We start from the raw sequence: 12,785 nt of genomic DNA on the forward strand, positions 1-12,785 counted from the left end.
CGGCGGAAAAACGAACGTGCCCGCCGCTCCGGGGGAGACCCCGGGGCGGCGGGCACGCCCGCGCTGTCGCGTGTCAGGCGGGAACGATGTTCTCCGCCTGCAGGCCCTTCTGGCCCTGGGTGACGTCGAACGACACCTTCTGGCCCTCCTGGAGCTCACGGAAGCCCTGGGCCGCGATGTTGGAGTAGTGGGCGAAGACGTCGGCGCCGCCGCCGTCCTGCTCGATGAAGCCGAAGCCCTTTTCCGCGTTGAACCACTTAACGGTACCGGTGGCCATATTCGTTTCCTTCTGGGTCTATCCCGGCCGCGCACCGTGCGCGACCGAAACGCCGCGATGGCCCATCCGGAAGATCCAGAACAACAAAAAATGCGCCTGAGGTCAGATCCGACAGGCGCACGAAAATGTCTATGGGAACCGCAACTACGAGTCACGGTACCACATGATTCGCGGTACGGACCGGGGCGTGTCGGATTTCCGTTCCCGCCCCGCTCAGGGCCGCGGGGCGCCCGGCGGCTGGAGCGGGATGACGTCCGCGTCCGCGGGCTCCCGCGGGACGGCCGCGCGCCGGTCCTCGGCGAGCTGGACGAGGCGGGCCGCGGTGTCGGCGAACAGCAGCAGCTGCCGGGCGGTGGACGGGCTGCACGGCGCCGCGCCGGGCGGGCCGAGGGCGGCGAGCACCCCGCGCGTCGCCTCCCCGGTGTCCAGCGGCAGGATCAGGATCGGGCCGGCCGGCAGCGCGCTGAGCGTCTGGTCGGCGGCGATCCGGGCGGACAGCGCCCGGTGGGAGCTGAACACCCGGCCGAGCATCGACCGCCCGCGCCGCACCGTCAGCCCCCGCACCCGCTCGCTCCCGGCGCCGACCGCGATCTCGATGCGCAGCATGAGGGCGTCCTCGGCGGGCAGGGCGATGAACGCCAGCGGCACGGCCGCCATGGCGCGGGCCTGCTCCGCCACCAGGGTCAGCAGGCCGTGCAGCGGCGTCCCGTCGCGGACCGCCGTCATGAGGTCGAACGAGGCCGCGAGGCGCCGGGCGTCCTCCGCGCCGCTGGGCGGCCCCCAGGCACCGGGGCGCAGGTCGTCACCGGTCATGCCCGCACCTCGCTCCCCGGCTCGAACCGGGCCCCGGCGCGGCGGCGGGCCGGGCGGCGGCGTCCGGCGGGGGGAGTGCGGGGAGGTGCGGAGATGTCACGGCGGCGGACCCCGTCTGGCCCGGTGGCGGGCCGAGAGGCGAGAAACCGGGGAGACGCGGGCACGGCCGCCCGCGATGGGAACTCCTGGTCACCGCGAGTCTACGCGCCGGGCCGCCCACGTGCCGTGACGTAGACTGGCGGGCCCCGAGGGCATCCCGCGCGCCGGCGGTCCTGCCGCGCCGTCCCCGGCGGTACACGAACCGGTCCCGTACGGACCGAGAATGGGGCCCATCCATGGCCCGTGAAGCAGTACGGCTCGCCTCCCCGGACGCAAAGCCCGCGATCACACTCTCCGTGACCTCACTCTCCGCGACCGCAGCTCCCGACACCGAACCCTTCGACACCGCGGCCCCGGCGGCCGCGGCATCGCCCCGGCCGCGCGTGCGCCTCGTCCCGAGCGGCACCGGCCGCGGGGTCCTGGACGGCGGCTGGTGGCCCCGGTCCCGCGACACCGCCGCCGAGCTCACCGAGCTCCTGACCGCCCTTGCCGCGCCGGACGGCGTCCCGGCGTCCCGCGTGACCATCGACTTCTACGACTGGGACGAGATCCCCCTCCGCGTCACCGTCAAGGGGCGCGAGGTCCGGGTGGGCTGGCTGGCGCACCTCGACCACGTCGTCGCGGTCACCTGCGGGCAGGCGGACCCGCTCCTGCTCCTCGTCGTCCCGCCCGGCGCGGCGCCGGCGTCGGCCGAGGCCGCGTTGGCCAGGTCCGCGATCGAGACCGGGGACATGATGCCGCAGGAGATCCTTGCCTCCTGCGACATTTCCACCGAGCGTGTCTGAACCGCCCGCCGCCGGGGACAACACGGACAGCGACACCGGACGTGCTTCCCGATCGGAGAGCGAAGTGACCGCGTTCACCCAGCACGACGCCGACGACGACCCGGGGACGGGCCTGCGCGTCGCCCGATGCCGGCTGCCGGGCGGCCGCGCCGCGGCCGGCCAGGTCCGCCGGACGGTCCACGGCGCACTGCACGGGTGGGGCCTCGGCCCCGTGGCCGGCGACCTCACCGACCATCTGACGGCCCTCGTCCAGGAGTTCCTGGCCCGCACCGCCTCGCGGGCGCGCGGGCCGATCGACCTGCGGCTGGAGCTGCGGGCGTCCGCGCGGCTCCTGCTGGGGGAGATCCACAATGCGGCGCCGGAACCGGTGCCCGAGGCACCCGGCCGCGGCATCGTGGCCCTCACCTACGGGCGCCGCCCGGCGCGCGACGGAACCCGGTACATCCACTCCTTCACCTGGTGGCACCAGGACGCGGCCACCGCCGACGGGTGAGCCGCTCCGGGCGGGACCGGCGCGCGGAGGCGGGACGGCGCTTCCCTACATCGGCTCGCTGACCCAGTGCCAGCCGTCGCCGTCGTGCCGCGCACGGACGAGCTGCGCGCTGCCGGTTTCGCCCAGTTCGGCGATGGTTCGGATCAGCCGGCGATGGAAGTCGTCGGGCGGGCGCGGTTCGGCCGAGCCCTCCAGGAGGGTCACGCTGACCCTGGCCTCGTCGCGGAGTTGCGCGGTCAGCCGCCCTGTCTCGTCCAGGCGGAGCACCACGATCATGTCCGCGCGGACCATGTCCTGCCCCCCGCCGGCCTCGATCCAGACCTCGGGGACCGTCCCGCTCATGGATCTCATCTCCTCGCCTCCGGCCGCGGCGGCGCGGCCCTCATCCGCGGGCGCCGCCGGGCGTAGCGGGGTTCGTCCTGCCCGTGCCGCGCCGCTGGAAACCCGGACGGCCGGACACAGTAGAGAACATTTCCGGTTGACTTGGTAGGGAATTGCGGCCATGCTAGGCCGCATGCACTCGGGGTTCTCTCTGTGGACGCGACCGCACGTCGATCTCGGCCGGCTGTCGAGCGGCCTGTGTCGCCGCGCGGCGACCCGGCCGCGCACGACGCGCAATCCACTGGACAGAGGGAGAGGAACGACGGATGGCGAACACGATCGCCCCGGTGCGGGACACGGTGGCCGTGGCGCTGGCCGCGACCGTGGCGGAACTGGCCGGGAACCCCGGCGCATGGCTGCCACGGGTGCGGCTGAGCCCGGTCGGCCGCTGGTACGAGCGGCTGCACCACGACGGTGACCGGGAGATCTGGCTGATCAGCTGGCTGCCGGGCCAGAGCACCGGGCTGCACGACCACGGCGGCTCGCGCGGCGCGTTCGCGGTGGCGCTGGGCGGCCTGCGGGAGCGGGACCTCGGCGCGGTGCGGGACGTGGGGCCGGGGACGGTCCGCACGTTCGGGGCCGACTACGTCCACGAGGTGCGCAACGTCTCCGCCGCCCCGGCGGTCAGCGTGCACGCCTACTCCCCGCCGCTGGCGACCATGAACCGCTACGACCTCGCCGACGGCCGGCTGGTGCGGCTCGTGACCGAGGACGCGGGCCAGTGGTGACGCCGCCGCCCGCGCGGCTCGTCACGCTGGTCGGCAACCCCCGGCCGAAGTCGCGGACCCGCGCCCTTCTTCCTGGACCGCCTCCCCGGCGGCGCGCTGGCCTCGGCCGTCGCGCTCCCGCTGATGGTCATGGGCGACGCCCGCCACGCGCCGGCCGTCGAAGTCCACCTGCGCCCGCTGCTCGCGGAGCTCGGCGCCTTCGTCCCGACCCCCGGTGCCGCGGTCCCGGAGAACCGGATCGAGCAGGCCGGCGAACTCCTGGACGCCTGGGCCGCCCAGGTCGCACCGCAGGTGGCCGGGCTGCTCGCCGCGAGGGCCACCACCACCTCCTGACCGGTCTCTCCCCCCGACCGCCTTCTCACGAAGGACCTGGAGCCCCCATGTCCACATCGTCCGTAGACCTCGCGCGCCCGGCATCCGGGGCGCGCCCCCGACTCCCCGCACTCCCGCGGCCCCGCATCGGGCCGCGCGTCCCCAGCCCGCTGGCGCTGCTGGCCCTGTGGCAGCTCGCGAGCAGCACGGGCGCGAGGAGTTCATCCTCTCCGGCTACCCGCACATCGAGGAGGCGTACTGGTTCGGGGAGGGCGTCCTGCCCGAGCTCCGCCGCCGCGGCCAGGTCCCGCACCTGCGGGCCACGGGCTGAGGCACCGCCATGACGATGCTGGAACTCGATCTCCGCCGCGTCTACGGCGCGTACCCGACCGGGGTCGCCGTCGTCGCCGGGCTGGTGGCCGGCGAGCCGGTCGGCATCGCCGCCAGCTCGTTCGTCCCGGTCTCCCTGGACCCGCCGCTGGTGTCGGTGTGCGTGGCGCACTCGTCCACGACCTGGCCGCGGCTGCGCGCGGTGCCGCGCATCGGCATCAGCGTGCTGGGCGCGCACCAGGAGGCCGCCGGGCGCCGGCTGGGCGCCCGGACGGGGGACCGCTTCGCCGGCGTCCCGTGGCGCTCGACCGCGAACGGCGGCGTGCTCATCCCGGGCGCCGCGGCCTGGTACGAGTGCGGCGTCGAACGGCACGTCCCGGCCGGCGACCACGACATCGTGATCTTCCGCGTCCACGACCTGGACGTGACGCCGGACGTCGCGCCGCTGGTCTTCCACGCCGGCGGCTTCCACCGGCTCGAACCCCCCGCGGCCGCCGTGTGACCGCGCCCCCGGCCCACCCGGAAACGGAGGCGCGCGTGGACGGGTGGGCCGGGCGGTGCACGAACGCGGCTCAGCGGCCGCCGGGTGCGCGGCGGTGCGGGCCGGGCGGGGTGAGGTACTCCTGGAGCTCGCGGTGGCGGAACTGGTAGGTGGCGCCGCTGACGCGCAGCAGCCGCGCCTCGCAGGCCCAGTCGAGGAAGGTCCACAGCCGGAGCGGGAGCAGGCCGCGCGCGGCCGCCACGACCAGGCCGAGCATGGTGCGGCACCAGGCGACCGCGCCGAACGCCAGGCCGAAGGCCACCCCGCCGGCGAGCGCGCACGCGAGCGACGTCCAGACGTCCTGGTTCTGGACGAACACGAGGAACGCGGCGACCCCGCCGGTGAGGCCGAACGCGACGCCGAGCGTGGGGTTGCGGTGGAGGGCCTCGCGCGGGTGCGCCAGCTCCGTCTCCTTGCTCCAGCCACCGGTGGCGATCTTGAAGACGACGCCGAGCGCGAAGGCCAGCGCGAAGGCCCCCGCGACCCCCGCCACCAGGGCGAGCGGCCCGGCGCCGGCGAGCCGCAGCGGCGGCAGGCCGGTCAGCGCCCCGCACAGGCCGAAGCCGAGCAGCGTCACCGGCTCGGCCCGTACCGCCTCGGACACCGTCACCCGCTCGGTGCCCTGCCGTCCGGCGGCGGTCACCCCGATCACCGCGCCGAGCGCCGCGCCCCCCGCCGCGCCCGCGGCGACGGCGAAGACGGGACCGAAGACCTCGCCCCTCGTCAGCAGGAACCCGGCCAGCCCGCCGAGCACGCCGACCGGCCCGGCCGCCAGGACGCCGACGAGACCGCCCATCAGGCGCCGCCTGAGCGGGACGTCGCTCCGCCCGCCGGTGGCGGTCGGCCACGGTGAGAGCGACAGGCCGGTGGCGATGTCCACCCAGGAGACCATGAGCGCGAGCGTGAGCCATGCCCCGACGTCGGGCCCGCCCCGCAGGCTGCCGGGGCGGTCGACGGCCGAGCCCGTCCAGAACGCCAGCATGGCGAGGGTGGCGAGGGCCGCGCCGCACAGGGCGTGCAGCGCCAGGACCCGGTGCCGCCCGCCGAGCGGCCACAGCAGATGGGGGACGATGTCGATCCCCGTCAGCCCCGGCACCGGGCGCTTCGTCCCGGCGGCGCAGTCCGCCTGCCAGCGCAGATGCCCGGCCAGGTTCTCCAGCCACGACCGCACCTGCTCGGGGCGGTACGGCGCCCCGTGGGCGGTGCGCGGCGCGAGCCGGGTCGCGGCGGGGACGTAGGCGTCGAGGAGCCGCCGGGCGATCACGGCGGCGGCCTCGCCGATGCCGTCGTCTGGCTCGGCGCGGAGCAGCTCGCACGGGTCGGCGCCGGACTCCACCGCGGTCGCGAGCAGCAGCAGCCGCCACGGCGTCGCGAGGGCGATCCGCACGGCCGTCCCCGGCGGGCCGTCCAGCGCCGCCAGGACGGCGTCGCGGTGCGCCTCGCACGGATCGCCGTCCGGCCAGCGGGCGTGCAGGTACGCGCCGATCTGATCGCGGGTCAGATCCCGGAGGTGGATCCGCGTGGCGTCGTCGAGCCCGGCCCGCGCGGCGGCCAGCTCCCGGTGCCGGTCCGAGCGGCAGGTCACCACGACCGGTCCCGGATGCCGTCCGGAAAGGTCGCTGTAGAGGTTCAGCTCGGCCAGCAGGCCGATCGCCTGGCGCGGCGGGCCGGTGGACGGGTCGGGGTCCAGTTCGTCCAGGCCGTCCACCACCGGCAGCACCCGGCGGTCGCGCACCAGCCGCGTGGCCTCCTCGGCCGTGAGCCCGTACTCGTGCACCAGCCGCTCGGCCAGCCAGGTCTCGAACGGGCTGCCCAGCCGCCAGCGGGCCGCGTCCAGGAGCACGGGCACCATCGGCCGGCCGCCGGGACGGCCGTCCGCCGCCACGATGGGCTCCACCAGCCGCAGCACCAGCTCGATCGCGAGGACGGTCTTCCCCGCGCCCGGGTCGCCCACGACCATCAGCCGCTGCGACGGCAGGCCGGCGAAGAAGCGGTCGATCGAGTGCGGGCCGTCCTCCGTCTCGTCATGCGCGGCCGTCTCGTCATGCGCGGCCGTCTCATCATGTCCAGCGGCGTCCGGCCCGAACGAGATCTGCGCGACGGTGTAGCCGCCGAGCAGGCCCTTGCGCGTCCGGTCCTCCTCCCGCGCGACCCGGCGGGCGAGCAGCGCGACGGCCGGATCGGTCTCGGGAGGTGCGCTCTCGGGCGGCGCGCTCTCCGGTGGGGCGGGCACGTCCGGCTCCGGAAGGAGCGCCCGCTCCGCCGCGGGCCGCTGGGGCGGCGCGTCCGGGGCCAGGGCGGTCCTGGCGGACCGCCAGCGTTCCAGCTCCGCGGGGATCAGCTCGTCCGGATGGTCGCCGTAGCGGAGGCAGGCCGTGACGAACGCCTTCACGAAGTCCCACCGGGGGAGCCGGTCGGTCTGCCGCAGCACGTGCGAGGTCGTGCTCTTGGGCAGCGCGTCGACCTTGACCCCGTCCGGGGTGACGGTCTGGCCGCCGAGCGACCGGAGCCTGCTCAGCGGCGGCTCGCCCGCCCACCGCCTGAGCCGGACCAGCGACCCGACGAAGTCGGCGACGGTGTCCGCCTCCAGGGGGTCGGGGCGGCCCGGGCGGCCTCCGGTCACGTGCGGGCCGCCTTCACCAGCGACCACTCGAACCTCGCGCGGCCCCTCCGGGGCCAGCGGCCGTCCCGGCAGGTGCCCGTCAGCGTCTGGACGTGGCGCGACTCCATGAGGAAGTTGCGCGCCTCGTCGGACTCGACCAGTTCCCGCCCCACCGAGATGGGCACGAACCCGTGCCGGGGGATGAAGACCCACCGGCCGCGGTCCCAGTCGTAGGGGTCGAACCAGTGGTGCCGCACCGTGCCGGACACCTGCACCTCGGCCCCCGCCCGGGTCAGGACGAACGAGCCCTGGGAGCGCAGCAGGCTCATCCTGCTCACGTAGAAGAGCTCGGTTCCGATGAACGCGTTGATCGCCGCGTCCCAGTGGTCGCGCAGCCACGTGGAGGCGCCGTCGTCCAGGAGCCGCGCCTCCCGCGCGAGCTGCTTCTCGAACCGGCGGTGGTTCTTCCGCTCGGCCTTCTTGATCACCTTGAACGAGCGCAGCCACCGCCGCGACAGCGTCCGGGAGGCGCCGGCGCCGTCCATGAAGTGGTCCAGGACGTCGGCCGCCATCGGGTAGGTGTCCCGGCTCTGGGTGACGATCGAGCGGAACAGCGCGGCCAGCTCCGGGACGGGACGGCCCGTCCGGCGCCGGAACCCTCGGATGAAGCCTCGAAGGAGCATCGTCACCACGCCCGTCCGTCGGCGGGAGCCTGCCGACCGGGTCGGTGCGCGGGGTCAACCGCATACGCGGCGGAAATCCTCGTGCGGCACATAGCTCTTCCACTCGGCGGGGGTGAGGGAGCGGCCGGCGTTGGCGCAGGCCGCGCCAACAGGATCGGCCGGGCGTGCGACATTCCATAGTCTCGCGGTCCCGTCGCCGCTCACCGACGCCACGGCCGACCCGTCCGGGGTGTAGGCGACGTCGAGCACGGCGCGGGTGTGGCCGGTCAGCGGGGTGCCGATCTGGCGGTGGGTGGCCAGATCCCACAGCCGGACGGTGTCGTCGTCGGAGCCGCTGGCGAGCGCCGTGTCGTCCGGGCTGAACGCGATCGCGTTGATCGCGCCGGTGTGGCCGGTGAGCGCGGCGCCGAGGGGGCGGCGGCCCGGGACGTCCCATAGCCGCACCGCCTGGTCGTCGGCGGTGACGGCGAGCGTCCGGCCGTCGTGGCTGAACGCCAGGTCGTCGACGAACCCGCCGGTGCGGACGGGCAGCGGCGCCCCGGTCTGCCGGCCGGTGGCCACGTCGAAGAGCCGCACGCGGCGCTCTCCGCCCGCGATGGCCAGCGTGGCGCCGTCCGGGCTGAACGCGAGGGCGGAGACGCCCTCGGTGTGGCCGGGGACGCGGATCCGCCGCCCCGTCTCGCGGCGTGCCTCGACGTCCAGGATCAGGACCGCCCCGCCATGCTCGACGGCGAGGAGCCGTCCGTCCGGGCTCAGCTCCGCCCTGCCGTGGGGCTTCGCTGCGAAGACGGGGGAGCCGCTCTGCTTCCGGCTCGCCACGTCCCATGTGCGTATGGCGTCCGAGTCCGCCGTCAGGAGCGTGCGGCCCCCGGAACCGAAGCGGATCAGGGAGACGGCGCCGGCCGCGGACTCCAGCGGCCCGCCGGTGGGACGTCGCGTGGCCACGTCCCAGAACCGGACGGCGGGGTCGCTCTCGCTCGGACCGCCGGTGGCCAGGATCCGCCCATCGGGGCTCACCGCGACGGTGGCCGATCCGGCCACCGGCCCGCCGATCTGCTGATGCGCGGCCGAGTCCCCCAGCCGCACCACGCCGTCGTCGCCGGCGGCGGCGAAGAGCGTCCCGCCGGGGCTGAACTCCACCGCCCTGACGGCGAAGTCGGTGTCGCGCAGAGGGGCGCCCACCTGCTCGCGGCTGACGGGATCCCAGAGGCGGGTGCTTCCATCGGCTCCGGCGGTGACGATCCTCGTACCGTCGGAGCTGAAGTCGACTCCGTACAGCGATGCCCTGCTGCCGGACCTCAGCGCCGCTCCGGCCTGCCGGGCGCCGGCCACGTCCCACAGCCGGGCGGTGCCGTCCAGGCTCGCAGTGGCGAGGGTCGTGCCGTCCGGGCTGAAGGAGACGTCCGTGACGTTGTCGTCGTGCCCGGTCAGGGAATGACCGACCTGCTCGTAGGTCGCGGTGTCCCAGAGTCGCGCGGTGCCGTCCGTGCTCGCGGTGGCCAGGCGCGTCCCGTCCGGGCTGAAGGCCACGGCGTTGACGATGTGTTGGAGCTTGCGGTCGATGCTGCCCATGACGTTCCCGCGCGGTCGGCGGGTGTTCACGTCCCACAGCTGGACGGTCCCGTGGAGGCTTCCGGTCGCCAGCGTGCCGTCCGGGCCGAACGCGATGGCCGACACCCCACTTTCGCTCCGCAGCGGCGCTCCCACCTCCCGATGGGTGGCCACGTCCCAGAACCGGACGCTGCCAAGGCACGCTGTGGCCAGCAGCCGGGCGTCGGGGCTGAACGCCACGGGCGGGTCGTTGCCGCATTCGCCCGGCTTGAAGGCGATCGGGGTGCCGAGCTGCCTGCGGGTGGCGGGGTCCCACAGCCGCACGGTCCTGTCGAAGCCGCCGGTCGCGATCATCCGTCCGTCCGGGCTGAACGCCAGCGACCGGACGAAGCCCTCGTGTCCGGTGAGGTGCCCCCGGCCGGTGCGCGCCGCGGTGGCGAGCAGCCGGTGCCGGGCCTCGGCGGTGGGGGCGATCTGCCACGCCGCCACGGCCAGCAGCGCGGAGAGCGCGGGGTCGCCCGCGACCTCGCTCTGCGCCGCGAGCTGCCGCGACAGCGCCAGCCTGCGCTGCTCGCCGGCCTGGTTCGCCGCCCGGACCGCCGCGCCGGCGGCGACGAGCGCGAGGACGGTCAGCACGGCCAGCCCGGAGACGACGAGCCGGCGGCGGCGCCCGGCCCGCCGCGCCGCCGCGGCGGACGCGGCGACGAAGCCCGTCACGGTGGGGCCGGGCGGAGGGAAGCTCGCGGGGTCGCGTTCCCAGCGGGGCCTGCTGTCGTCGAGCGCGAGCAGCCGCGCGCCCCGGTACAGGAACGCCTGGTCCCGATGGTTCTCGGCCCACTCGGCGGCGTCCTCGATGAGCCGGTCGTACACCGCCTGCGCGGTCAGGTCGGGGCCGAGCCACTGCCGGAGCGCCGGCCAGGCCGTCAGCAGGACGTCGTGCGCGATCTCGGCGCCGTCCTCGTGCAGGGTGAGCAGTCGCCGGCCGGCGAACGCGGAGAGCAGCGCCGCGACCCGCTCCCGCCGCTCCGCCGTGTCCGCGGCCGCGGCGGCGTTCAGCTCGGCGGTCGTCGCCTTGCGCCGCACGATCCGCCCGCCCGGCGTGATCAGGGTCATCCGCCGGTGCAGCCGGAGCGCGGTCTTGCGGTCCGCGGGCGGCAGGCCGTCCAGGACGGCGTCGGCCGTCCGCCGGACGGAGTCGTGGACCCGGCCCGTCTCCTCGTAGCCGCGGATGGTCAGCCGGCCGTCCTCGCGCCTCTCCCAGGTGTTGCGCAGCGCCTGCGAGAGCAGCGGCAGGGCGCCGGCCTCGAACCCGCCGTCGGCGCGCAGCTCGCCGAGGATGGTCTCCACCAGGCCCGGTTCGAGTTCCAGGCCCGCCGCGGCCGCGGGGCCCGTGATGGCCAGCCGGAGGTCGGACTCCGTCATCGGCTCGACGATGACCTGGCCGTCCTGGATGGCCTCGGCGAACTGCGGGTAGGCCGCGCACCGGTCCCAGTAGTCCGCGCGGACGCCGATGACGACCGCCGCGCCGGGCGGGCCCTCCGCCAGGGCGTGCAGCGCCCCGGCGAACGCCTGGCGCTCCGCTTCGTCGGTGACCAGCGTGAACAGTTCCTCGAACTGGTCGACCACCAGGACCATGCGGCTTTCCACGCGGACGCGGTGCGGCTCCTCCCGCAGCCTCCGGCAGAGCTCTTCGCGGCTCCCCCCGAACTCCCGCGCCCAGGCCGCGGCCAGCGCCTCGAACGGCCGCGCGGTCGGCGTGACCAGCAGGCGCGGCCAGTGCCGCGACCCGGCGACCCGCAGCCTCCCGTCGGCGAGCGCGGGCAGCAGGCCCGCCCGCAGCAGCGACGACTTGCCCACCCCGGAGGCGCCCGAGACCAGCAGGACCGATCCGCGCTCGCCCAGCCGCGGGGCCAGCCGGTCGAGGAGGGCGCGGGTGGTCCGCACGCGTCCGAAGAACAGCTCCGACCGCTCGGTCTCGAACGGCGCCAGACCTTGGTAGGGGCAGGCGTCCCCGTCCGGCGGCGCGTCGGTCGGTGCAGCGGTCCGCGATGGGTGGCCGTCCCGCTCCGCGTCGCTCATGGCGTTCATTCTGAACACCCGCGGCCATGATGATCAACGCGCCGGCGGGCCCCGCGGGCCGGGCGCGGCCCTCACCTGGGCGTCCGATCCCGTACGAATCCGTCCGACCGATTGCCGGAACGCCCGGGACGGGCTTTCGATTGATCCGGCGGGTCCCGCTCGGCCAGCACGAGCGGACAGGGCCCGGCGCACACGTCACGGGGGCGGGATGATGGAGACGACTGAGCTGAGGGTACGGAGCCGGGGGACGCTGTCCGTCCGGCTGCTGGGGCCGCTGGACGTCTCGGTGGACGGCATCCCCATCGTGCTGACGCCGGGCCGGCTGCGGACGCTGCTGGCCGTCCTGGCGCTGTCGGCGGGCCGGGCCGTGTCGATCGAGAGCCTGGCCGCCGTGGTGTGGGCGCACGACGACCCGCCGCGCAACGTCCGGCGCAGCGTGCAGACCTACATCGCGCGGCTGAGGTGCGCGCTCGGCGAAGACGCGATCCGCTCGGGGCCGGCGGGCTACGTCCTCGCCACCGACCCGGAACGCGTCGACGCCCTGATGTTCCCCAGGCTGCTGAGCATGGCCTCCGCCGCCCCGGACCCCGCCACCGAACGGGCGCGGCTCGGGGAGGCCCTGAGCCTGTGGCGCGGCCGCCCGTTCGACGGCGTGCCGTCGCCCTGGCTCGCGGAGTCGAAGGCGCCCTGGCTGGTCGAGCGGTACCTCACCGCGCTCGAATCCCGCCTCGACCTCGACATCGCCGCCGGCAGGTACGCGGAACTCGCCGTGGAGCTGAGCGAGCTGACCGCCCGCCACCCGCTGCGCGAGTCGCTGTGGGCGCGGCTGCTCATCGTCCTCGGCCGGTCGGGGCGCCGCGCCGAGGCCCTGGCGCGCTACGAGACCATCCGCACGCGGATCGCCGGGGAGCTCGGCGTGGACCCGGACCCCACCCTGCAGCGCCTCCACGCCGACCTCCTGACGATCGGCGCCCCGCGGCCGAGCCCGTAGCCGAGCCCGTAGCGGAGCCCGTGGCCGGGGCCGGCGGTGCCGCCTTCGGACGACGGTTCACCCATGCGAAACGCCGCTTTCCGCATGGGTGAATTACGCCCCGGGTCCTGCGACAGTATT

General features: G+C 75.5%; 13 protein-coding genes. 7 read left to right on the forward strand and 6 right to left on the reverse strand.

Annotated elements, in window-relative coordinates; translation table 11 throughout:
• Positions 1–73 precede the first annotated feature (73 nt).
• Complete coding sequence (locus tag E1266_RS00325) at positions 74–277, reverse strand: cold-shock protein (RefSeq protein WP_067460243.1); 204 nt, start codon at positions 275–277, stop codon at positions 74–76.
• 213 nt (positions 278–490) lie between these two features.
• Positions 491–1,090 (reverse strand): hypothetical protein, encoded by a 600-nt coding sequence (locus tag E1266_RS00330; protein WP_132042419.1) that lies wholly within the window; start codon positions 1,088–1,090, stop codon positions 491–493.
• A gap of 395 nt (positions 1,091–1,485) precedes the next feature.
• Between E1266_RS00330 and E1266_RS00335 the strand changes: the two genes are divergently transcribed.
• Complete coding sequence (locus E1266_RS00335; protein ID WP_132042421.1) at positions 1,486–1,974, forward strand: DUF5994 family protein; 489 nt, start codon at positions 1,486–1,488, stop codon at positions 1,972–1,974.
• A 64-nt stretch (positions 1,975–2,038) separates the two neighbouring features.
• The gene (locus E1266_RS00340; RefSeq protein WP_132042423.1) at positions 2,039–2,467 is read left to right on the forward strand and encodes a hypothetical protein; all 429 of its coding nucleotides are present in this window, start codon (positions 2,039–2,041) and stop codon (positions 2,465–2,467) included.
• 45 nt (positions 2,468–2,512) lie between these two features.
• Here E1266_RS00340 and E1266_RS00345 read toward each other — a convergent pair whose 3' ends face one another.
• A complete protein-coding gene (locus E1266_RS00345) occupies positions 2,513–2,809 on the reverse strand; it encodes a hypothetical protein (protein WP_132042425.1) in 297 nt (98 codons plus the stop codon).
• A gap of 305 nt (positions 2,810–3,114) precedes the next feature.
• Here E1266_RS00345 and E1266_RS00350 point away from each other — a divergent pair, with 305 nt between their 5' ends.
• The 4 genes from E1266_RS00350 (at position 3,115) to E1266_RS00365 (ending at position 4,720) form a co-directional block, all read left to right on the forward strand.
• Complete coding sequence (locus E1266_RS00350; protein WP_132042427.1) at positions 3,115–3,576, forward strand: cysteine dioxygenase family protein; 462 nt, start codon at positions 3,115–3,117, stop codon at positions 3,574–3,576.
• Between the two features lie 129 nt (positions 3,577–3,705).
• A complete protein-coding gene (locus E1266_RS00355) occupies positions 3,706–3,909 on the forward strand; it encodes a hypothetical protein (protein WP_243718134.1) in 204 nt (67 codons plus the stop codon).
• Between the two features lie 166 nt (positions 3,910–4,075).
• On the forward strand, positions 4,076–4,219 hold the full coding sequence (locus tag E1266_RS00360; RefSeq protein WP_207945345.1) for a hypothetical protein: 144 nt from the start codon (positions 4,076–4,078) through the stop codon (positions 4,217–4,219).
• Positions 4,220–4,228: 9 nt separating this feature from the next.
• The gene (locus E1266_RS00365; protein WP_132042431.1) at positions 4,229–4,720 is read left to right on the forward strand and encodes a flavin reductase family protein; all 492 of its coding nucleotides are present in this window, start codon (positions 4,229–4,231) and stop codon (positions 4,718–4,720) included.
• A gap of 70 nt (positions 4,721–4,790) precedes the next feature.
• On the opposite strand, the gene E1266_RS00370 is transcribed toward E1266_RS00365, so the two are convergent.
• From E1266_RS00370 to E1266_RS00375, 3 genes are read right to left on the reverse strand one after another with little or no spacing between them, the layout of a single operon-like run.
• Positions 4,791–7,382, reverse strand: coding sequence for an NACHT domain-containing protein (locus E1266_RS00370; protein ID WP_165965875.1), 2,592 nt, complete (start codon positions 7,380–7,382; stop codon positions 4,791–4,793).
• Entirely contained in the window at positions 7,379–8,050 is a 672-nt protein-coding gene (locus E1266_RS37725; RefSeq protein ID WP_165965876.1) for a hypothetical protein, read from the reverse strand. Before E1266_RS37725 ends, E1266_RS00370 begins: the two co-directional genes overlap by 4 nt.
• A gap of 48 nt (positions 8,051–8,098) precedes the next feature.
• Positions 8,099–11,674: a WD40 repeat domain-containing protein gene (locus E1266_RS00375; RefSeq protein WP_132042435.1), complete on the reverse strand. Its 3,576-nt coding sequence runs from the start codon at positions 11,672–11,674 to the stop codon at positions 8,099–8,101.
• Positions 11,675–11,882: 208 nt separating this feature from the next.
• Between E1266_RS00375 and E1266_RS00380 the strand changes: the two genes are divergently transcribed.
• Entirely contained in the window at positions 11,883–12,665 is a 783-nt protein-coding gene (locus E1266_RS00380) for an AfsR/SARP family transcriptional regulator (protein WP_165965877.1), read from the forward strand.
• Positions 12,666–12,785 lie beyond the last annotated feature (120 nt).

It is taken from the genome of Actinomadura sp. 7K534 (assembly GCF_004348575.1).
Classification (GTDB): domain Bacteria; phylum Actinomycetota; class Actinomycetes; order Streptosporangiales; family Streptosporangiaceae; genus Spirillospora; species Spirillospora livida.